20 protein-coding genes are annotated in these 21,539 nt (G+C 62.7%); 14 read left to right on the top strand and 6 right to left on the bottom strand.

The genetic code is table 11. The annotated features are described in order from the left end of the window. Positions 1-106: 106 nt before the first annotated feature. On the bottom strand, positions 107-400 hold the full coding sequence (locus NP534_RS13225) for a DUF1330 domain-containing protein (RefSeq protein ID WP_227696215.1): 294 nt from the start codon (positions 398-400) through the stop codon (positions 107-109). Between the two features lie 78 nt (positions 401-478). Between NP534_RS13225 and ribBA the strand changes: the two genes are divergently transcribed. From ribBA to NP534_RS13190, 7 genes are all read left to right on the top strand, one after another. Next, entirely contained in the window at positions 479-1,600 is a 1,122-nt protein-coding gene (ribBA, locus tag NP534_RS13220; RefSeq protein ID WP_274098985.1) for a bifunctional 3,4-dihydroxy-2-butanone-4-phosphate synthase/GTP cyclohydrolase II, read from the top strand. A 243-nt stretch (positions 1,601-1,843) separates the two neighbouring features. Next, positions 1,844-2,869, top strand: a complete 1,026-nt coding sequence (locus NP534_RS13215; RefSeq protein WP_274098984.1) for a polyamine ABC transporter substrate-binding protein — start codon at positions 1,844-1,846, stop codon at positions 2,867-2,869. After that, positions 2,866-3,783 (top strand): ABC transporter permease, encoded by a 918-nt coding sequence (locus NP534_RS13210; protein ID WP_274098983.1) that lies wholly within the window; start codon positions 2,866-2,868, stop codon positions 3,781-3,783. Before NP534_RS13215 ends, NP534_RS13210 begins: the two co-directional genes overlap by 4 nt. Before the next feature lie 6 nt (positions 3,784-3,789). Next, positions 3,790-4,599, top strand: a complete 810-nt coding sequence (locus tag NP534_RS13205) for an ABC transporter permease (protein WP_047581016.1) — start codon at positions 3,790-3,792, stop codon at positions 4,597-4,599. An 18-nt stretch (positions 4,600-4,617) separates the two neighbouring features. After that, positions 4,618-5,766 carry an ABC transporter ATP-binding protein gene (locus tag NP534_RS13200; protein ID WP_033698901.1) on the top strand — a complete coding sequence of 383 codons (1,149 nt, stop codon included), beginning with the start codon at positions 4,618-4,620 and terminating at the stop codon, positions 5,764-5,766. A 98-nt stretch (positions 5,767-5,864) separates the two neighbouring features. Next, on the top strand, positions 5,865-7,172 hold the full coding sequence (locus NP534_RS13195) for a substrate-binding domain-containing protein (RefSeq protein WP_274098982.1): 1,308 nt from the start codon (positions 5,865-5,867) through the stop codon (positions 7,170-7,172). Between the two features lie 163 nt (positions 7,173-7,335). Continuing rightward, a complete protein-coding gene (locus NP534_RS13190) occupies positions 7,336-8,403 on the top strand; it encodes a TerC family protein (RefSeq protein ID WP_274098981.1) in 1,068 nt (355 codons plus the stop codon). A 51-nt stretch (positions 8,404-8,454) separates the two neighbouring features. Here the strand turns inward: NP534_RS13190 and NP534_RS13185 are convergent, their stop codons facing one another. Together NP534_RS13185 and NP534_RS13180 are read right to left on the bottom strand one after the other, a co-directional pair. After that, positions 8,455-8,859: a hypothetical protein gene (locus tag NP534_RS13185; RefSeq protein ID WP_274098980.1), complete on the bottom strand. Its 405-nt coding sequence runs from the start codon at positions 8,857-8,859 to the stop codon at positions 8,455-8,457. Continuing rightward, on the bottom strand, positions 8,846-10,246 hold the full coding sequence (locus NP534_RS13180) for a PAAR domain-containing protein (protein ID WP_274098979.1): 1,401 nt from the start codon (positions 10,244-10,246) through the stop codon (positions 8,846-8,848). The genes NP534_RS13185 and NP534_RS13180 overlap by 14 nt, the downstream gene beginning before the upstream one ends. 239 nt (positions 10,247-10,485) lie before the next feature. Here NP534_RS13180 and NP534_RS13175 point away from each other — a divergent pair, with 239 nt between their 5' ends. Next, positions 10,486-11,841 carry an SPFH domain-containing protein gene (locus tag NP534_RS13175; RefSeq protein WP_274098978.1) on the top strand — a complete coding sequence of 452 codons (1,356 nt, stop codon included), beginning with the start codon at positions 10,486-10,488 and terminating at the stop codon, positions 11,839-11,841. Between the two features lie 48 nt (positions 11,842-11,889). Here the strand turns inward: NP534_RS13175 and NP534_RS13170 are convergent, their stop codons facing one another. Continuing rightward, a complete protein-coding gene (locus NP534_RS13170) occupies positions 11,890-13,119 on the bottom strand; it encodes an acyl-CoA dehydrogenase (protein ID WP_274098977.1) in 1,230 nt (409 codons plus the stop codon). Between the two features lie 140 nt (positions 13,120-13,259). Between NP534_RS13170 and NP534_RS13165 the strand changes: the two genes are divergently transcribed. After that, positions 13,260-14,186, top strand: coding sequence for a LysR family transcriptional regulator (locus tag NP534_RS13165; RefSeq protein ID WP_186663152.1), 927 nt, complete (start codon positions 13,260-13,262; stop codon positions 14,184-14,186). Positions 14,187-14,372: 186 nt separating this feature from the next. Next, positions 14,373-15,527 carry a cysteine desulfurase family protein gene (locus NP534_RS13160; protein ID WP_274098976.1) on the top strand — a complete coding sequence of 385 codons (1,155 nt, stop codon included), beginning with the start codon at positions 14,373-14,375 and terminating at the stop codon, positions 15,525-15,527. Between the two features lie 38 nt (positions 15,528-15,565). Here the strand turns inward: NP534_RS13160 and nfsB are convergent, their stop codons facing one another. Further along, positions 15,566-16,219 carry an oxygen-insensitive NAD(P)H nitroreductase gene (gene nfsB, locus NP534_RS13155; protein ID WP_274098975.1) on the bottom strand — a complete coding sequence of 218 codons (654 nt, stop codon included), beginning with the start codon at positions 16,217-16,219 and terminating at the stop codon, positions 15,566-15,568. Between the two features lie 102 nt (positions 16,220-16,321). Here nfsB and NP534_RS13150 point away from each other — a divergent pair, with 102 nt between their 5' ends. From NP534_RS13150 to NP534_RS13140, 3 genes are read left to right on the top strand one after another with little or no spacing between them, the layout of a single operon-like run. Beyond that, positions 16,322-17,245 (top strand): LysR family transcriptional regulator, encoded by a 924-nt coding sequence (locus NP534_RS13150; RefSeq protein ID WP_033698913.1) that lies wholly within the window; start codon positions 16,322-16,324, stop codon positions 17,243-17,245. 46 nt (positions 17,246-17,291) lie between these two features. Beyond that, entirely contained in the window at positions 17,292-18,122 is an 831-nt protein-coding gene (locus tag NP534_RS13145; RefSeq protein ID WP_274098974.1) for an AraC family transcriptional regulator, read from the top strand. Positions 18,123-18,172: 50 nt separating this feature from the next. Beyond that, positions 18,173-18,757 carry a LysE family translocator gene (locus tag NP534_RS13140; RefSeq protein ID WP_274098973.1) on the top strand — a complete coding sequence of 195 codons (585 nt, stop codon included), beginning with the start codon at positions 18,173-18,175 and terminating at the stop codon, positions 18,755-18,757. Between the two features lie 62 nt (positions 18,758-18,819). Here NP534_RS13140 and NP534_RS13135 read toward each other — a convergent pair whose 3' ends face one another. After that, a complete protein-coding gene (locus NP534_RS13135; protein WP_033698919.1) occupies positions 18,820-20,019 on the bottom strand; it encodes a sugar transporter in 1,200 nt (399 codons plus the stop codon). Between the two features lie 201 nt (positions 20,020-20,220). On the opposite strand from NP534_RS13135, the gene NP534_RS13130 reads away from it, so the two are divergent. Beyond that, on the top strand, positions 20,221-21,537 hold the full coding sequence (locus NP534_RS13130) for a hypothetical protein (protein WP_274098972.1): 1,317 nt from the start codon (positions 20,221-20,223) through the stop codon (positions 21,535-21,537). The last annotated feature ends 2 nt before the right edge of the window (positions 21,538-21,539 follow it).

The raw sequence follows: 21,539 nt of genomic DNA, 5'->3' as shown, positions 1-21,539 counted from the left end.
ATAGCCTCCGGCCGTAGAAAGCTGGAAGCTAGCACTGGAAAAACATGTACAGACCTGGTTCGAGGAAAATCAGAATTCCCTTACAAGAACGCCGGCGCTCATCCGCTCAGGGCTCGAACCCTTCGACAATGATGACCTCAGCTTTCGCCACACCTCGGCGATGGCCGCAGGCGTCCTGGTACAGCTCGGACCGGTAACAGGCCAGCGCCTGCTCATACGATTCGAACTCGATCACCACACTGCGCTGCGGCGTCTGCCTGCCTTCCATCGCCTCGCTGCGCCCACCCCGGGCCAGGAACCGCCCGCCGAAAGCCGCAAAGGCGGCAGGCGCACGCTGGGTGTACTGCTGGTACTGCCCAGGGTCGGTCACGTCCACGTGGGCGATCCAATACGCTTTCATCCGCTGATCTCCTGTTGCAAATCTATTTGTGTATGATGGTATACCATAATAATCACCCCATCACAGCGAGCGTGCAACATGGCTTTCAACAGCATCGAAGAACTCCTCGAAGACTACCGGCAAGGCAAAATGGTACTGCTGGTGGACGACGAGGATCGAGAAAACGAAGGCGACCTGCTGATCGCCGCCGAGCGCTGTGACGCCCAGGCCATCAACTTCATGGCCCGCGAAGCCCGTGGCCTGATCTGCCTGACCTTGACCGACGAGCACTGCCAGCGCCTGGGCCTGGAGCAGATGGTGCCGGCCAACGGCAGCGTGTTCAGCACCGCCTTCACGGTGTCGATCGAAGCCGCTACAGGCGTTACCACCGGTATTTCCGCGGCTGACCGGGCACGCACCGTGGCTGCGGCCATGGCGCCGAGCGCACGCCCCGAAGACCTGGTGCAGCCTGGGCATATCTTCCCCCTGCGTGCCCGCGAAGGCGGCGTGCTGACCCGCGCCGGCCACACCGAAGCCGGCTGCGACCTGGCCCGCCTGGCCGGTTTCAGCGCCGCTTCGGTAATCGTCGAAGTGCTCAACGACGACGGCACCATGGCCCGCCGCCCCGACCTGGAAGTGTTCGCAGCACAGCACGGTATCAAGATCGGCACCATCGCCGACCTGATCCACTACCGCCTGAGCACCGAGCAGACCATCAAGCGCATCGGCGAACGCGAACTGCCCACGGTGCACGGCACCTTCCGCCTGGTCACCTATGAAGACCACATCGAAGGCGGTGTGCACATGGCCATGGTGATGGGCGATATCCGCCGCGAACAGCCCACCCTGGTGCGCGTGCATGTGATCGACCCGCTGCGCGACCTGGTGGGCGCCGAATATGCAGGCCCGGCCAACTGGACGCTGTGGGCGGCGCTGCAGAAGGTGGCCGAGGAAGGCACCGGCGTGGTGGTGATCCTGGCCAACCATGAATCCTCGCAGGCGTTGCTCGAACGCGTGCCGCAACTGACCCAACCGGTGCGGCCTTACCAGCGCGGGCAGTCCAAGGTGTATTCGGAGGTCGGTACCGGGGCGCAGATTCTGCAGGATCTGGGCGTGGGCAAGCTGCGCCATCTGGGGCCGCCGCTGAAGTACGCCGGGCTGGCGGGGTATGAGCTGGAAGTGGTGCAGAGCATCCCCTTCGAACCCGGTGTGGAAGGCTGACACCGCCCCTACACCCAACAGCGTTGGGATGTTTGCAGAGGTGGAGTGATGGCCGGTCGCCTTCGCCTCTTGCCAAAAGTTTGGAATACCATAATATGATATCCCGTAGACCTTGAATGTGCAGGCCAGCACCTAGAATCACAATCGGCCACAAGACACTTTGTTTTAGCTGCTCCCCGAATACTGTTGGCGGGCGCACCAAAAAGCCCCGCCTCGAATAACAAAAGCAACGAGGGCGTAACCATGCTGTTGAGCAAACGTGTAACCGCAGTGCTGTCCGCCAGCCTGCTGACCCTGGCATGTCAGGCCACGCAGGCCGCTGACAGCCTGAACTTCGTCAGCTGGGGCGGTACCACCCAGGACGCCCAGAAAGAAGCATGGGCCGTACCCTTCTCCAAATCGACCAACATCAAAGTCGTCCAGGACGGCCCGACCGACTACGGCAAGCTCAAGGCCATGGTCGAGAGCGGCAACGTGCAGTGGGACGTGGTCGACGTCGAAGCCGACTTCGCCCTGCGCGCCGCCAGCGAAGGCCTGCTCGAACCGCTGGATTTCAACACGATCAAGAAAGACCGCATCGACCCACGCTTCGTCTCCGATCATGGCGTCGGCTCGTTCTTCTTCTCGTTCGTGCTCGGCTACAACGAAGGCAAGCTCGGTGCCAACAAGCCGGTGGACTGGACCTCGCTGTTCGACACCAAGACCTACCCCGGCAAGCGCGCCCTGTACAAGTGGCCGAGCCCCGGCGTACTGGAGCTGGCCTTGCTGGCCGACGGCGTCGCGCCCGACAAGCTCTACCCGCTGGACCTGGACCGCGCCTTCAAAAAACTCGACACCATCAAGAAAGACATCGTCTGGTGGGGCGGTGGCGCCCAGTCGCAGCAACTGCTGGCCTCCGGTGAAGCCTCGCTTGGCCAGTTCTGGAACGGCCGCGTCTACGCCTTGCAGCAAGACGGTGCACCGGTTGGCGTGAGCTGGAAGCAGAACCTGGTCATGGCCGACTTCCTGGTCATCCCCAAAGGCGCCAAGAACAAGGACGCGGCCATGAAGTTCCTGGCCAACGCCAGCAGCCCCGAAGGCCAGGCCGATTTCGCCAACCTCACGGCGTACGCACCGGTCAACCTGGACAGCGTGCCCAAGCTCAAAGCCGACCTCGCGCCGAACCTGCCAACCGCCTACGCCCAGGACCAGGTAACCCTGGACTTCGCCTACTGGGCGAAAAACGGCCAGGCCATCGCCGCGCGCTGGAATGAGTGGCTGGTCAAATGAAAGTCGCCATCAACGCCCTGCACAACGCGCAAGGTGCCCCCACGGGCACCGGCGCCCCGGGAACGGCCCCCCGCCGCGCAAGCCTGGGCCAGCGCTGGAAAGGCAGCCGCAACCTGCTGCCTGCCTTGCTGTTTCTTGGCCTGTTCTTCTTCGCCCCGCTGATCGGCCTGTTGCTGCGCGGTGTGCTGGAGCCGGTGCCGGGCCTGGGTAACTACGAGCAGTTGTTCGCCAACTCGGCCTACGCCCGGGTGCTGTTCAACACCTTCTCGGTGGCTGGCGTGGTAACGCTGATCAGCGTGCTGCTGGGCTTCCCGCTGGCCTGGGCGATCACCCTGGTACCCAATGGCTGGGGCCGCTGGCTGCTGAACATCGTGCTGCTGTCGATGTGGACCAGCCTGCTGGCGCGCACCTACTCGTGGCTGGTGTTGCTGCAGAGTTCGGGGGTGATCAACAAGGCGTTGATGGCCATGGGTATCATCGATACCCCGCTGGAAATGGTGCACAACCTCACCGGCGTGGTGATTGGCATGAGCTACATCATGATCCCGTTCATCGTGCTGCCGCTGCAGGCGACCATGCATGCCATCGACCCGATGGTGCTGCAAGCAGGCTCGATCTGCGGCGCCAGCCCGTGGACCAACTTCTGGAAGGTGTTCCTGCCGCTGTGCCGCTCGGGGCTGTTCTCGGGGGCGTTGATGGTGTTCGTGATGTCGCTCGGTTACTACGTCACCCCAGCCCTGCTCGGCGGTGCGCAGAACATGATGCTGCCCGAATTCATCATCCAGCAGGTGCAGTCGTTCCTCAACTGGGGCCTGGCCAGCGCCGCCGCCGCACTGCTGGTGGTCATCACCCTGGTGCTCTTCTACCTGTACCTGAAGCTGCAGCCGGAATCCCCGGTCGGCAACGCGAGGTAATCCGCCATGCTCCTGTCACCCAATGCCATGGGCCGCCCGCTGCGTACGGGCTTGTACCTGACCACCGGGGTCATCGCCGCCTTCCTGTTGCTGCCAGTGGTGTTCATCGTGCTGCTGTCGTTCGGCTCGTCCCAGTGGCTGGTATTCCCGCCACCGGGCTGGACCTTCAAATGGTATGGCCAGTTCTTCTCCAACCCTGAGTGGATGGACGCAGCCCTGGCCAGCCTCAAGGTCGCCGTGCTGACCACGGTCGCCGCAGTACTGCTGGGCCTGCCCACCGCGTTTGCCCTGGTACGTGGCCGCTTCCCCGGCCGCGAGATGCTCTACGGCCTGTTCACCATGCCGATGATCGTGCCACTGGTGATCATCGCCGTGGCCGTGTATGCGCTGTTCCTCAAATTGGGCTACACCGGCACGCTGTTCGCGTTCGTGGTCAGCCACGTGATCGTCGCCCTGCCCTTCACCATCATCTCGATCATCAACTCGCTCAAGCTGTTCGACCAGTCGATCGAGGACGCTGCGGTCATTTGCGGGGCCTCGCGCCTGCAGGCGATTTTCAAGGTGACCTTCCCGGCCATTCGCCCGGGGATGATCGCCGGCGGCCTGTTCGCCTTCCTGGTCTCGTGGGACGAAGTGGTGCTCAGCGTGATGATGGCGAGCCCCGACCTGCAGACCCTGCCCGTGAAGATGTGGACCACCCTGCGCCAGGACCTGAGCCCCGTGATCGCCGTGGCCTCGACGCTGCTGATCGGCCTGTCCCTGCTTGTGATGATTATTGCCGCCGCCCTGCGCCGGCGCACCGAAGTCAACGCCTGAGTGCCGGAGAGAACAACAATGAGTGCAGTGATCAAAGACAACGCGCACACCAAGACCCTGGTCAGCCTGCGCGGCCTGAACAAGCACTACGGCGACTTCACCGCCGTGGACAACCTCGACCTGGAAATCCAGGACGGCGAGTTCCTGACCTTTCTCGGCTCCAGCGGTTCGGGCAAGTCCACCACCCTGTCGATGCTGGCCGGTTTCGAGACCCCGAGCAGCGGCGAGATTCTGGTCGAGGGTCAATCGCTGGTGAACGTACCGCCGCACAAGCGTGATATCGGCATGGTGTTCCAGCGCTACTCGCTGTTCCCGCACCTGAACGTGCGTGACAACATCGCCTTCCCCCTGGCCATCCGCAAGCTTGGCAGCGCCGAAATCAACAAGCGGGTCGACGCCATGCTCAAGCTGGTGCAACTGGAGAAGTTCGCCCACCGCAAGCCTTCGCAGATGTCCGGCGGCCAGCAGCAGCGCGTGGCGATTGCCCGGGCGCTGGTCTACGAGCCCCGCATCCTGCTGATGGACGAACCGCTGGGCGCGCTCGACAAGAAGCTGCGTGAAGACCTGCAGGACGAACTGCGCCAGTTGCACCGGCGCTTGGGCATCACCATCGTCTATGTGACCCATGACCAGGAAGAGGCCATGCGCCTGTCCCAGCGCATCGCCATCTTCAGCCACGGCAAGATTGTCGGGCTGGGCAGTGGTTACGACCTTTACCAGAACCCGCCAAATGCGTTCGTCGCCTCGTTCCTGGGCAACTCCAACTTCCTGCGGATCAAGGCCAGCAGCAACGGCGCGGGCAGTTTCGAGGGCCAGCCTGTGGCGATCCGCCTGACCGCCGGATTGGCTGCCGGGCAGGAGGCGCTGATCATGGTGCGCCCGGAAAAAGCCTTGGCGTTGACCACTGCCCAGGCTGCGGCGCAACCCCTGCCGCCCGGCTGGAACGAGGTGGCTGCCAAGGTCGCCGAGGTGCTGTTCCTGGGTGAAAGCCAGACCTGCCATGTGGTCACCGCAGGCGGTACCGAGATGACCGTGAAGGCGCTGTCTGCGGCAGGCATGCCGATGCAGCCCGGCGACACCGTGAACGTGCGCTGGGCGGTGGCCGATGCCTGCATCTATACCGAGTGGGCAGAGAGTGACCTGAGCAAGTCGGCAGGCGCGCACTGAGGGTGCTGGGGCCGCAACGCGGCCCCAGGTGACTGTCATATTTCCATCACGCAACCGTCGTAATCTGCCGGGCAACTCTATGCCATAGGTAGCCCGGCATGCCCCGCCTGCTGCTCGCTCTACTCGCCCTGCTGCCGCTATCGGCCCTGGCCGATTCTGCCCATTTGCGCGTGCAGGGCTCCAACACCATCGGTGCTGCGCTGCTGCCGGCCTTGGTCCAAGGGCAATTGCGCTCGCAACAGGCAACCGCCATCGAGCAGGCCCCCGGCGCGCAGGCCAACGAAACCGTCATCACTGCCCGCGACGTGCGCGGGCAACCGCTGCGTATCGATATCGCCGCGCATGGTTCCAGCACTGGCTTCGCTGCCTTGGGCGGTGGCGAGGCCGACCTGGCTGCCGCCTCACGGCCGATCAACGACGCAGAAGTGCGCCAACTGCAGGCCCTGGGCAATTTGCGCGCGGCCAGCGCCGAGCAGGTCATCGGCCTGGATGGCGTGGCGGTGATCGTCCACCCCGACAACCCGCTGCCACAACTGACCACCCGGCAACTGGCGCAAATCTTCTCTGGGCAAGTCCAGCGCTGGGACCAGTTGGGCATCACCGGAGGGTCGATTCACCTTTACGCCCGCGACGACCGTTCCGGCACCTACGAAACGTTCAAGGCACTGGTGCTCGACCCTCATCAAGGCGTGCTGTCGGCCCAGGCGCAGCGCTTTGAGTCCAGTGATGAGCTGGCCGAGCGGGTCAGCAGCGACCGCCAGGCTATCGGGTTCAGCAGCCTGGCCGCAGTGCACGGGGCCAAGGTGCTGGCAGTCGCCGAGGGCGATGCGCCGGCCATGCTGCCGCAGCGCGCGCAGGTGGCCAGCGAAGATTACCCCCTGTCGCGGCGCTTGTATTTCTACCTGCCAGCCAATGCCAAACCTCAGGCCAAGGCCCTGGCCGACTTCGCCCAGAGCCCGGCTGGCCAGGCCATCGTCGCCCAGTTGGGCTTCGTCTCGCAGCAAGTCAAGGCCCAGGCTGTGCAGCCCCAGGCCGACATGCCGCCGCGCTACCGAACCCTGGCCCAGCAAGCGCAGCGGCTGAGTGTGAACTTTCGCTTCCAGGAAGGCAGTGCCAGCCTCGACAACAAGGCCTTGCGCGATGTGCAGCGGGTGTCTGACTACCTGCGCCAGGCGGGCAAGCTGCAGAGCAAGGCGGTGCTGGTGGGTTTTGGCGACCCCAAGGAAACACCGGGGCGTGCGGCGCTGCTTTCACGCTTGCGGGCGCTGGCGGTGCGCCGCGAGCTGGCACGCGATGGCGTGGACGTGCTGGAAGTGACCGGCATGGGCGATGAGCTGCCGGTAGCCGGGAATGACCAGGAACAAGGTCGCTTGCGCAATCGGCGAGTGGAAGTGTGGGTCTATTGAAGCGCCCGCGCACCAGGCAAAGAAATGTAACAGGTCGGCGTTCGGCATCCCGGGGAAACGCGGCTAGGCTCAAGCCTATGTGATACCGGGCCCCTCTGACGGCTGCCAAGCCGCCATGTCGGATCACTGTTGCCATGCAACGTCGACAATCAAGGAGGGGCTCATGACGGCTCTGCACACATTCCTCACCACCCCGTTTCTCGGTACCAGCACCTGGTTGTGGCTGGTGTTCATGGCCATCGTCATCGGTTTGCTGGTGCTCGACCTGGGCGTGCTGCACCGCCAGGACCGCGAGATCGAAATGCGCGAGAGCCTGCTGCTGTACTCGGGTTATTTCAGCGTCGGCGTGCTGTTCGGGGCCTGGGTCTGGTTCGAGCTGGGCGCGCAGTCGGCGCTGGAGTTCTACACCGGGTTCCTGGTCGAGCAGTCGCTGTCAATGGACAACGTGTTCGTCATGGCGATGATCTTCGGCTTCTTCGCCATCCCCCGCCGCTACCAGCACCGGGTATTGTTCTGGGGCATTCTGGGTGTGGTGTTCCTGCGCGCGATCATGATCGGCGTGGGTGCGACACTGGTGCAGAACTTTGAATGGGTGTTGTATATCTTCGGCGCCTTCCTGCTGTTCACCGGGGTGAAGATGGCGCTGTCGAAAGAAGACAGCCATCCAGATCTTGCCAACAACCCGATTCTGAAATTCGTGCGCCGGCACATGCGCGTTACCGACCAGATCCACGGCTCGCATTTCTTCGTGCGCCTGACCCCGCCCGGGCACAGCAAGGCGCTGCGCTATGCCACGCCGCTGTTTTTGGCGCTGGTGCTGATCGAACTGGCCGACCTGGTATTTGCCGTCGACAGCGTGCCAGCGATCTTTGCCATTACCCAAGACCCGTTCATCGTCTACACCTCGAACATCTTTGCCATCCTGGGTTTGCGTTCGCTGTACTTCGCGCTTTCGGCGTTGATGCACCGATTCGTGTACCTCAAGTATGCGCTGGCAATGGTGCTGATCTTCATCGGCTGCAAGATCTTCTACCACGGCATGGTGGGCAAGGTGCCGGCGTTGCTGTCGTTGGGGGTGACGTTTGGGCTGTTGTTGGGTGGGGTGGTGGTGTCGCTGGTGAAGACGCGGGAGGATAAGGCGACGGTGGAGGGGGATTCTCCGGAACAAGCTGCTACTGGGCAAACAACTGCGGTCAAGCCATGTGACACGAAGCAGAACTCTGTCAGTTGAGACCCTTTTCGCGGCGACTCGCCGCGAAAAGGTGTTACATAAAAGTGAAAATCAAATCTTAACTTTTGTAAATTCAAGCACCAACGTGAAAATTGCCATCCCTGTGAAGCCAACGGTGGTTAGCCATAAAGACACTACCAGTTTTCGCTTAAGCCTCGGTGGAAATGCTTGTAGCTCTTCCATCGTCAACTGCCGACGTCGCAGAGCTCGCCCTGGGAAAACAAAAAGCCAGCCGATAGTACACATTAGAACTAAACGCCATTTAAATGTGGATGTACCCAGCGTGACTTTGAGCGCTTCCAGGGCAGGATCACTCGTGACCGCAGCACATACGACGTGGTAATCGCGCGTCGAAGTGATGTAAACAATAGTAGCAACCCCTACCATACTGATAAAAAATGGCACAACAATAAACAGCAGCTTTACAATTGCCGGCCAAGCGTTAATATCCGTCATCTGATACCTCGTAAAGATACTCCCCTGCGTGCTCACCGGCTAACTCTCCAAGCTTGCTGCCAATTAGGCCACCACCTCCCGCTATTAAGATACCGCACAGTGGAGCCGCCACTCCTGCTGTACTCACGGCAAAGCCAACACACAATGTGCCAAAGGCTGCAGTGGCCACGATCGGACCTGCCATCCCACCACCAACGCCACCGCTGAATTTTCCAGCTTCTACGAAACGGGCTTTTCGGCACGCCTTTGTGCTTCCTGCCTGGCAGACCTCTTTCACATTAAGATACGACGAAGTCCCACTGAGTCCAATAGCCGCATTCCCACCATGCTTAAGGTACTTGGATAGCTTCGCCACTTTATCGAGATGCGTCGCATACCCCGGTATCTGCCCCGCCCCACCCGCTTTAGACCAATGGTGCACAAGACGCTTGGTAGAAATATTCAGACTCTTCTTGAGGCGTTCATAGTTGCCGAGGTTAAGCTGTTTATTGAGCAGCGCCGCTTTCAACTGAACATCCAGTTGCTGCAACAGCTGCCGCCGAGAGGCGAAGAACTCCCGACTGTTCAAATGCCCATGCCGCAAGAACTCACGCTGATGCAACTGCTCGATCTGGTTCAGCGTGCTCTTGACCTGCTTCAACCCTTGATCAAGCATGTCCTTGCCCACGCCCATCGACTGGCTGGCACTACTCAGCAAACCGGCGATCTCAGCCTGGTGCTGCACCATGAAGTCGGATTCCGCGAAATCGAGCGCTGCCAACGCATGGCGTGCATCCTCAGCGGCAGCCATCAGCCTGGCCTCTTCGCGGGTACAGGCATCACCATTGTCCGGGTCACCGATAACGAAGATTTCTCCCGCCTTGAACCCTTGCGCGAAGGTGGGGTTGAGCCGCTGCAAACGGGAAATCGGCAAGCTGGCGTCCTGCTCGGATAATTGCAGCAGAACGTGAGAGAACGACATGCTTTTGGGCACCACGTAGAAGCCCGGCTCCAACGTGCCTGGCATCGCAGTCACCGCACCCCGCACGAGGCTTTTCGGATGAGCGTCAGCCGCTGCGGTAGGCACTGCGCAACTGTTCGCGAATGCCTGAAGGGATGGCGTAGCCGCACCCAACGGTGCCACGACCCGATTGCTGCCGGACGGGCAACCACAGGCCACCAACGCACCGTCCATGGCCACGGCTTGACCGCCGGAGATGAAGCACCGAACGCCCTCAACCACAGTCCCTTGCTCGCCACAGCGCGGGCAACGTGTCGTTCTGTCCCCCTCCCGGAGAACCCTGCGCCCATTGCTCAAATAAGCGTGGCCGGCAGCGATGCAAACAGCACCCGTCGTGGTGATATCGCCATCTACCGCCTGGCCTTTCCCACCCAGATTGACACGCATCGGCAAGTTCCCTGTGCAAAAGTAAGGTGTCGAAACCTAACAGCTGCAATAGGGTTTTTAGTGCCCGAACGTGCAAACCAGACACTCCCTACACCAAATACGCATTTCACTTACAGCTGGCTCTCAAGTGCATTCCACGAGTACGGCACTACAACTTCCTACATCACCCACCGAATTCCCTGATTGTTCAACCCCTCCTTTTTTAGCCAGCATGCGCGTTCTCCGGACAAGGATTTCCCATGCAAAAGCTTACCCTCCCTGACATCACCCAAATACGCATCAACCGCAAGCTTGTCGCCGCAATCACCCTCCCGGTACTAGTCGTCGGCGGCCTCGCTGCATTGTTCAACGCAGTGTTGTTCTACAACGAAGCAGGCCAGATGACCCATGTGCGAACGATATTCGGCGAAGAAAAAGTTGTCGAAGACGTGGGCTATGCAACCCAATGGTTTGGCCGCAGTACTGTCTGGCGCCGGACCATCGGTGTACAGTCGGCGCTGCAAGTGGACGGGCAGGACGAAGCCCGCCGCGGGCCCCCTTCGGTAACACTGGACAACCTGCCCATCGTGTTCCTGGGCAACGTCGACGCCAAGGCCGAATTCAGCACCCAGTTTCGCCTGCCGTCAGGCGACGACTTTCTCAAGATTGCCCAGGAATACCGCACGCCGGACAACTTCCTGCAACGCGCGCTGTTGCCGGCAGTCAAGGAAACATTGCAGGCCACCGCCTCGTTGATGAGCGCCGATGACTACTACGCCGGTAACCGCAGCCACTTCGGCGCCGAATTCGAAAACCAGTTGCGCAACGGCCTGTACCTGACCAGCCGCAAGGAAATTCGTGTGCAGCGCGACAACTATCCGGCTCAGACAGCCATCCTTCAAGCCGGTACAGACCAGGGCAGCTTTGGCGATAACTCTGCGACCCGTTTCATCATCGAGAAGAAACTCGACAAGGACGGCCAGGAAATGCGTAAGCAGCAACAGTTCCGGTTGTTCGGCGTCGAAGTCGTCGATGCTCGGGTGACGCATATCGACCCTAACCCGCAATATCAGGAGCGAATGGTTCGGGTGCAGCAAGCATTGGCCGAACTGGCGGTGGCCCGGCAGAACAGGCTCAAGGAGGAAGAAGAAAAGCAACTTGTCTCTGCCCGCGGCGCCAAGGATGTCGAAGCCAAGCGCCAGGAAAGCCTGCGCCAGCAGATCGAACGCACCACCGCAGCCGAAACCGAGAAGCAACTCACGCTGATCAACGCGGAGCGAGAAAAACGGCGGGCCGAGATCGACAAGCAGACCGCTGAACTGCTGCGTGACAAGGCCCGGGTAAATGCCGAAGCCACCCGAATAACTGCCGATGCCGAGGCTCACGCACGTGAAGCATCGATCAAGGCCGATGGCGCGCTGCAAACCAAGCTTGACGCGCTGGTGCAGATCAATCGCGCCTGGGCCGATGCGGCGGCACGCGCCCCGGTGCCCAACGTGATGATGGGCGGCGGGGCAGAGTCCGGCATCGGACGCCAGGATGAAATGACCAAGCTCATGAGTGTGCTGGCAACCAAGGCTGCAAAGGATCTGGTGGTGGACCTCAAGACGCCGTGAGCCGTTGAATGCCTTCTGCCCGGCATACGAGCAAGAAGGCCACCGGCTTCATCTTGAACTGCGCAGCATCTCCACCGGCACATACTTGCCGATCTCATATTTGCCAATCGCCGCGCGGTGCACTTCGTCCGGCCCGTCGGCCAGGCGCAAGGTGCGTTGCATGGCGTACATGTACGCCAAGGGGAAGTCACCGCTCACCCCTGCCCCGCCATGCATCTGGATCGCCCGGTCGATTACCTTCAAGGCCACATTCGGCGCCACTACCTTGATCTGGGCAATTTCGCTGCGCGCCACCTTGTTGCCCACCGTGTCCATCATGTACGCCGCCTTGAGGGTCAGCAGGCGTGCCATGTCGATTTCCATGCGCGAGTCGGCGATCTTGTCGACGTTGCCGCCCAGGCGGGCCAGTGGGCGGCCGAAGGCGGTGCGTTCGACCGAGCGTTTGCACATCAACTCCAGCGCCCGCTCGGCCATGCCGACCGAACGCATGCAATGGTGGATACGGCCTGGGCCTAGGCGCCCCTGGGCGATCTCGAAACCGCGGCCCTCGCCGAGGATCACGTTTTCGTAAGGCACGCGCACATTCTCGAACAGCACCTCGGCATGGCCATGTGGCGCATCGTCGTAGCCGAACACCGGCAATGGCCGCACGATCTTCACGCCCGGCGTATCGGTCGGCACCAGCACCATCGAGTGCTGCTGGTGGCGCGGCCCCTCGGGGTCGGACAGGCCCATGAAGATCATGACCTTGCAGCGCGGGTCGCACGCGCCGGATGTCCACCACTTGCGGCCGTTGATGACCCATTCATCGCCATCACGCACGGCGGTGGCGGCCATGTTGGTGGCGTCTGACGAGGCCACGTCCGGCTCGGTCATGGCGAACGCCGAGCGGATCTCGCCGCGCAGCAGCGGCTCCAGCCATTGGCGTTTCTGCGCCTTGCTGCCATACCGCACCAGCACTTCCATATTGCCGGTATCCGGTGCCGAGCAGTTGAACGGCTCTGGCCCGAGCAGCGAGCGGCCCATGATTTCGGCCAGTGGGGCGTATTCCAGGTTGCTCAGCCCGGCGCCGTACTCCGACTCGGGCAAGAACAGGTTCCACAACCCCTCGGCGCGGGCCTTGGCCTTGAGCTCTTCCATGATCGCGGTGGGCTGCCAGCGATCACCTTCGGTGACCTGGCGCTCGAACACCGCTTCTGCGGGATAGACGTAGGCATCCATGAACGCAGTGACGCGCTCGCGCAGTGCCTGGACCTTGGGCGAATAGGCGAAATCCATCGGGGCTACCTTCACGGTTCGGAGTACATGGGCCAGAGCCTAGAGCAGCAAGCGCCCATCCACCTAGTCTATTTTCCGCGTGTATAAACATTCATAACCGATATATGATCGGGCAATAATTCCAACAATGAGCGGCGCACATGAACCTCAGCAAGGTCGACCTCAACCTGTTCATCGTCTTCGATGCGATCTACACCGAAGCCAACCTGACCCGCGCCGGGCAAATTGTCGGCATCACTCAGCCGGCGGTGTCCAATGCCCTGTCGCGACTGCGCGAAACCTTCAACGACCCGCTGTTCGTGCGTACCGCGCAAGGCATGGTGCCCACGCCCATGGCCCAGAACATCATTGGCCCGGTGCGCAACGCCCTGGCCCTGCTGCGCACGTCGGTGCAAGAAAGCCGTATCTTCAACCCGCAGCAGGCCAACAAGACCTTTCGCATCAGCATGACCGACCTGACCGAAGCGGTGATCCTGCCGCCGTTGTTCCAGCGGCTGCGCCGCCTGGCACCTGCTGTGCTGATTGAAAGCTTCCTGTGCAAACGGCGCGAAACCACCAAGGAACTGGCGGCCGGGCGCCTGGATTTCGCGGTCGATGCCCCGCTGAACACCGACCCTCAGGTGCGCCACGTCAAACTGATGCAAGACCGCTACGTCTGCGCCCTGCGCCAAGGCCACCCGCTGGCCGACAGCAAACTGACCCTGGACAGCTATCTGGGCATGACCCATATCCATATTTCCAGCCGCCGCAATGGCCTGGGCTATGTTGACCTGGCCTTGGGCAAGATGGGCGTACAGCGCAAGGTTGCCTTGCGCTCACAGCATTACCTGATGGCTTCGCAGGTGTTGCAGCAGACCGACATGGCCATGACTGTCCCCGAACGTTTCGCCCGCCGTCATCAATTGCGCTACCAGCCATTGCCGGTGGACGTACCGGCGCTGGAAACGCACTTGTACTGGCACGAGAGCACTGACCAAGACCCTGCCAACCGCTGGATGCGCGAGCAGATCATCGAGTTGTGCGAACGGGTTGTGGCCGAGGAAGAACGCGCGCTGGCGCCGGCCTGAGGCGATTGCCAAAGGTCGTTTACGCCGAGTATTGATAATTAATTTCTCCAGAAACGGGCAAAGCGAGAATTATTTTCCAAGCCTGGGCACAATCAGCCAGGCATAAGACAAAAACCATCAGCCCACGGGCGGGTACGCTTGCACCAACGATCATCGAATCCAACGTGACAGACACGGACCCACCCCATGCCCAGCGCCCCGCTCTACTTCGACTACGCCGCCACCACCCCCGTTGACGACCGCGTCATCGAAACGATGCTCGCCTGCCTTGGCCGCCACGCCAACTTCGGCAACCCCGCCTCCAGTGGCCATGCCTATGGTCAGGCTGCCCGCAACGCGGTGGAACAGGCACGCCAGCAGGTGGCCGAACGCGTTGGCGCCCGTGCCGATCAGTTGGTATGGACGTCGGGCGCGACCGAATCCAACAACCTCGCACTCAAAGGCACCGCCCAAGGCATCGGCCAACCGGGCCACCTGATCACCAGCCAGCTGGAACACAAGGCCGTGCTCGACACGGTCGCTGAACTGGAGCGCCAAGGCTGGTCCATCACGCGCCTGGCAGCGGATGCGGGCGGGCTGATTCAGCCCGATGCCGTGCAGGCGGCATTGCGCGCCGATACCCGCCTGGTCTCGCTGATGGCGGTCAACAACGAACTGGGTACCGTGACCGATTTCGCCGCCATTGGTGAGCGTGTGCGTGCCCATGGGGCGCTGTTGCATGTGGACGCGGCCCAGGCGGTGGGCAAGCTGGCCATCGACCTTGCGGCAATGGCGGTGGACCTGATGTCGTTCTCGGCCCACAAAGCCTATGGCCCCAAAGGCATCGGCGCGCTCTACGTCGGCCCGCGTGCCCGCGAACTGATGCGCGCGCAGATGCACGGCGGTGGGCATGAGCAGGGGCTGCGTTCCGGCACCCTGGCAACCCACCAGATCGTCGGTATGGGTAGCGCCTTCGCCCTGGCGGGCCAGCCGGGCGACAGTGAACACCAGCGCATCGAACAACTGGCCCAGCGCCTGCGCGACGGGTTGCTGGCCTTGCCGGCGGTAAGCCTCAATGGCTGTGCCACGCAGCGCATCCCGCATACCTTGAACCTGTGTATCGATAGCCAAGGCTTCAACAGTGCCGCGTTGGCCGGTGAGTTGGCGTTGTCGACCACGTCGGCCTGCAACTCGGCGAGCAATGCGCCCTCGCATGTGCTGCTGGCCCTGGGGCTGGATGAACGCCGGGCGCGCAACAGCGTGCGTTTGAGTATCGGACGCTTCAGCACCGAGGCCGAAGTGGATAAAGCACTCGAGGTGTTCGCCAGGGTCACAGCGGCGGCTTCGCTGGCGCTCTGGTAAGGCGCAAAGCAGGGGCCGGTCGGCGGCCCCTGGTGCTATCACAAGAAGGTAAATACCTTCGCAGCCGGCAACCGCGACTTGTTCAGCCCCGCATTGAAATCACCCTCGCTACGGTAGCCCAGGCTCAGGATCACCACACTGGTAAAGCCCTGCTCACGCAAGCCCAGTTCGGCATCCAGTACCTTGCTGTCGAAGCCTTCGATGGGCGTGGCATCCAGGCCATGCGCCGCCGCGCCGAGCAGCGCGGTGCCAAAGGCCAGGTAGGTCTGCTTTTCCATCCAGTGCTGCACGTCTTTCTGGTCGAAACGGTGCAGGTCGACGTAATGGCGACGGCTCTGGTTCTGCGCCGCGCGGGCCTGCTCGTCGCGAAAACGACCATCGGCGGCTTCCTGGTCTAGCAGCGCCTGCAGATGAGCCTCGGGCATTTCGGTACGGGTGCAGAACACGATCACATGGGACGCATCGAGGATCTTCGGCGAGTTGTAGGCAAAACGGTCCTGGGTGCTCTTGGCCAACCGTGCCTTGCCTTCGGCACTGTCGGCGACGACGAAGTGCCACGGCTGGGAGTTGACCGAGGACGGGCTGTGGCGCAGTTGCTCGAGCAACGCGTCGATCGTGGCCTGAGGAATGCGGCGCGAGGCGTCGTAAGCCTTGGTGGTGTAGCGGCGCTTGGCCAGGGAAACGGTATCCATGCAACAACTCCTGCGGTGAATGGGATTTGTCGCGCATGTTATCTTTCCTGCAAAAAAGAAAAACCGGCACAATGCAGCAACACTTTCATCTCAGGAGTGAAAATGCTACGCATCGCCGACCTCGAACTGTTCGTGCGCAGCAGCGTGCTGGGCAGCTTCACAGCCGCCGCCCACGAGGCCGAACTGCTGCCGGGCCAGGTGGCGGCCGCCATCAAGCGCCTGGAGCGTGAGCTGGACGTGCGCCTGTTCGCGCGCACTACTCGCAGCCTGCGCCTGACCGCCGAGGGCGAGCTGTACCTGCCAACGGCGCAGAACGTGCTGGAAAGCCTGCGCCAAGGCCGCGAGGACCTGCACGGCAACGCCAGTACCTTGCGCGGGACCCTGCAGGTTTCGGCACCTTCGGACATGGGCCGCAACATGCTGCTGCCTTGGCTGAGCGCGTTCCGTCGCGAGCACCCGGCGCTGCACCTGCGCTTCTTTCTGTCCGACCAGATGGCCGACCTCAATCGCGACCCGGTGGACATCGCCATCCGCTATGGCCTCAACCAGGACGCCAACTACATCGCCCTGCCCCTGGCCAACTGGAACCGTCGGGTGCTGGTTGCCTCCCCGGACTACCTGGCGCGCCACGGCCGGCCGCAGACACCGGAGGCACTGCAGCAACATGCCTGCCTGTTGTACCTGCAACAGAACCGGGTGTATGACAAATGGCGGGTGGGCAACCGCACCGTGCAGGTACGGGGGCCGCTGGTCAGCGACGACGCCGACGTGATCCGCCGACTGGCCCTGCTAGGTGAAGGCATCGTCTATAAATCGTGGCTGGATGTGAGCGCCGACATCGAGGCGGGCGAGCTGGAGATCCTATTGCCCGAGTACCTGGGCGAGCCGACGCCGGTCACCTTGGTCTGCCCACACCGCAAGCAGCTGACCCCGGCAGTGACGCAGTTGCACCTGTGGCTGCGCGAGCGCTTCGAAGCCCTGCGGCCCCGGCTGCTGAACAAGGGCTGCACAATCGTTCCAGACTGATACGGGCACTTGCGCTAAGGTAGCGTTTTACCCACGGGCTGCCCCCATGAGCAACTGGATCGACCTCAAACAAGACGCCGACACCGGCATCGAGTCGGTCCGCGCGCATTTCATCGGGCATGCCTACGACCCCCACTGGCATGACAGTTTTCTGGTTGGCATCACCGAGCAAGGCGTGCAGCAGTTCAACTGCCGGCGGGTGCGCCATCGCAGCACGCCGGGGCAGGTGTTTCTGCTGGAGCCCGGCGACCTCCACGACGGCCTCGCGCCGACCGAGGAAGGCTTTACCTACTCGACGCTGTACCTGGAGCCTGCATGGCTCGAAGACCAGTTACGAACGCTGTTCGAGCATGCACCCAGCGCCAGCCTGCCCAGCTTTGCCGATACCCTGTGCCACGACGCGCGCCTGGTACAGGCCACCCGGTTGGCCTTTCACACCGTACACAATCAGGACTTGCGCATCGTCCGCCAGACGGCCATGGACGACCTGCTCGCCTGCCTGACCCGCCACCTGCACTGGCGCAAACGCCTCAACCCGGACCCTCGCCTGCCGCTGACCGCTCAGCGCGCACGTGACTACCTGCATGCCCACCTGGACCGTGACATCGGCCTGGAAGACCTGGCCCAGGCTTGTGGCGTCGATCGTTTTCGCCTGACCCGTGCCTTCAAGGCCGCGTTCGGCCTGGCACCGCACGCGTACCTGATCCAGTTGCGCCTGGCCCGCGCCCGGCGCCTGCTCGCCCAAGGCCAGACGCCCGCTGAAGTGGCCATGGCGCTGGGTTTTTCCGACCAGAGCCACCTGGGTCGCTGGTTCCGCCGGGCCTATCGGTTGACCCCGGCCGACTACCGCAGGCGTTGCTCAAACCTTCCAGACTGACGGCAGCCTGACGGCGAACATGGTGCTTCGACCCCTCGGAGCTTTGTGTCATGTCGCAGTCGTTATTGCCCTTCATCCTCTTCGCCCTGGTTGCCAGCATCAGCCCGGGGCCGACCAACTTGTTGATTCTGGCGCACGGTGCACGGCAGGGCCTGCGCGCAAGCGTGGCCCCCATCCTGGCCGGCTGTGGCGCAGCGGCGGCGGTGGTGCTGCTGGTCGGGCTTGGGCTGGGCGAGCTGTTACTGCGTCATCCCCTGGCCCAGCAACTGATGAGCTGGGCTGGCGTGCTGTGGTTGAGCTGGCTGGCCTGGCGCATTCTGCGCAGCGCCGGGCAGCCTTTGGACCTCAGCGCAGACAAGCCTTTCGATGCATTCAGCGCAGCTGCGCTGCAAGTGGTCAACCCGAAAGTGTGGATGATGGCAGTGGCGGTGATCGGGGTATTTGCCGCGCCGGCGCTGCCGGTATGGCAGTTGGCGCTGGTGTTTCTGCTGATCGCCCTGCCGTGCATGACGGCCTGGGCGCTGCTGGGGGTGGGCAGTGCACGCTGGTTGCAGGCCCCTGCGCGGTTGCTGTGGTTCAACCGAGGGTTGGCGGGGATGTTGCTGGTGTCGGCCTGGGCGGCGCTGCTTGGTTGAATTTGATGGTGGCTGCGCCGGCCGCTTCTCGGGCAAACCCACGAAGCGGCCGGCACGGTCAATCAGGTGCCCAAGGCTTCGCGAAAGCGCCGCGTGCTGGCGAAGGCCAGGGCCAAGCCCACCACCGCCACACAACCTCCGACCAGGCCAATATAGGCCACATCCATCTGGCTGCTGACGATACTGCCCAGCAGTGCCCCACCGCCGATCCCGATGTTGTAGATACCCGAGAACAAGGCCATGGCCACGTCAGTGGCATCGGACGCCAGCTTCAAGGTCTTGGACTGCAACGACAGGCTGAAGCTCAGGATCGCCACGCCCCAGAACATGCTCAACGCACAAAACACGTAGAAGTTGCCCGACAGCGGCAACAGCAACAGCAGGCAAGCCGCCAGCAGGCCGATCGAACCCACCAGAAAGCCTTGGGGGAAACGCTCACTGTAGCGGCTGAACAGCACCGAACCGAACACCCCGGCGCCACCGAACAACAGCAGCAACAACGTAGTGCGCTCGCCACTGATCTGCGCCACGTTCAGGGCGAAGGGTTCGATGTAGCTGTAGGCAGTGAACTGTGCGGTGATCACCAGCGTCACCAGCAGGTAGGTGACGACCAGGGCCGGGCGCTTGAACAGAATCGGCAGGCTGCGTAGCGAACCGGAGTTCTGGCTTGGCAGCAGCGGCAACGACTTCATCAAGCAAAGCATGGTGGCCAATGCCACCCCGGCTATGCTCAGGAACGTTACCCGCCAGCCCAAGGCTTCCCCTACCACGCGGCCCAGTGGAATACCCAACACCATCGCCAGGGTGGTGCCGGTGGCCAGCAGGCCGAGTGCCTTGGCCTGCTGGCCAGGCGGCGCCACGCGCACTGCCAGCGACGCAGTGATGGCCCAGAACACGGCATGGGCCAGGGCGATGCCGATGCGGCTCACCAGCAGCATGGCAAAGCTCTGCGACAGCCACGACAACAGGTGGCTGACGATGAACACCAGAAACACGAACAACAGCAGGCGCCGTCGCTCGATGTTGCGGGTCAGCAGCATCATCGGCAGCGACGCCAGGGCGACCACCCAGGCATAGATGGTCAGCATCAGGCCGACCTGAGCGGTGCTCATGTCGAAGCTGCGGCCAATGTCGCTGAGCAGCGCCACCGGGACGAATTCGGTGGTGTTGAAGATGAAGGCCGCCAAGGCCAGGGCAATGACGCTCAGCCAGCTGCCGCCACCGGTGGTCGGCGGCAGGTCGGTGGGTATGGGTCCGTTCATGGGTGGAATTCTATGCTCCGCAGGCATGGCGAAAAGACGCGCGTCAGGGGCCAAGTATCGGCCGCGCTGAGGCACGGGTTTGTTATTGGAAGGAATGCCGGCATGGTACGCGTCAATACCAGGCCTCACAACCCGCGCACATTGCGCGTAACATGCGCGCTTTGTGTGAACTGCAAGCGGAACAAGGAGCCCGATCCGCCCATGGACAAGCAACAACCCCAGCAGCAGTGGCAGCAGGCGGTCACCGCCTACGCCCAGGCCATCAACCGCTACGTCGCGCAAGGCTGCGAGCAGGGCTGGGATGACCTCGAAGAACCCCAGCACGCTGCCACAGAGCACTTGCTCGACGCCTGGCAGGCCGCCCTGCAAGCGATCAACCAGCCGGGGGTAGACGAACAGCAACGCCAGGCCTTCCGCACGGCCTGGCCGCCTGCACACCTGCCGCTGGTGCCATTGCTCGACACGCATGGGCAAGGTATCAGCAATGTCTTGCTGCTGGACGACGGCAGCCTGCTCGCACGCATTGGCATGCCCTATGAAAAGGGCCAGGTAGTACGCATCGATCAGCAGGGCGTGACGCCGGTCATCGGTATCGAGCATTTCGGCCGTTGCCCGCAACGCCGCTACTTTGCCCTGGCCAACGCCGAGGGCGTGCGCGTGACCGATGGCTGGGGCGGCCCGCAGGTCGCCCGGCTGCCCTGGCCTAGTGGGTTGGAGGGGCTGCCAGCCGGTTACCCCTTCGACCCTTTCGACCTGCCGCCGACACCCACCACGCTGGTGCCCTTCGCCCAGGGCCAACGGGTACTGCTGGTGAGCGCCGAGGGCATCTTCCTACTGGCGGCCGAAGGCGCCACCCGGCTGCTGCCGCGCCAATCGCAAATACTCGAAGAGCTGGCCGAAGGCACCGACCCGGACGATATCGCCTTGGGCCTGGCCATGGAGCATGGTGCGGTGTCGCCGGATGGGCGCCTGATCGTGGTCGGCGAGCAGAGCAGCCGCCATGTGGTGTTGAACGATCAGTTGGCGTTGGTGGCACAGATAGGCCCAGGGGGTGAGTACCCGCATTTCGCCCTGTTCAACCGCCGCGGCGACCAGTTGATCGTCAATGCCTGCCACTTCTACAACGGCGGCACGCTCGGGGTGCGCGTGGCCGACCTGCCGGGGCTGGATACCGACTACTACAGTGAAGACCCACGCACACCGCTGCTACAGGATGGGGCGCGGGTTTACGCTGGGGTCGCAGGCGATGGCGAGTATATCGTCGGTGACGCCTACGGCTATTTGCGGGCCTTTGGCGAGGATGGCGCGGAACACTGGCAGCACTACCTGGGTTCGACCATCAGTGCCATGGACCTCAGCGCGGACGGGCGCACGCTGGTTGCGGCGAGCCATGCCGGCTTCATTTCGGTGATTGCCCTGGGCAGCGGGCGGCCTGAATGGCAGATCGGCACCGGCGCGCATGGCGAAGTGCGGCGGTGGTTGTTCTGGAAGGGGTGGGACAAGGCGCTGGTCTGGTAAAT

This window comes from Pseudomonas sp. 39004, from assembly GCF_028682155.1.
Lineage (GTDB): Bacteria > Pseudomonadota > Gammaproteobacteria > Pseudomonadales > Pseudomonadaceae > Aquipseudomonas > Aquipseudomonas capeferrum.
This window is presented reverse-complemented; position numbering and strand designations above follow the sequence as displayed.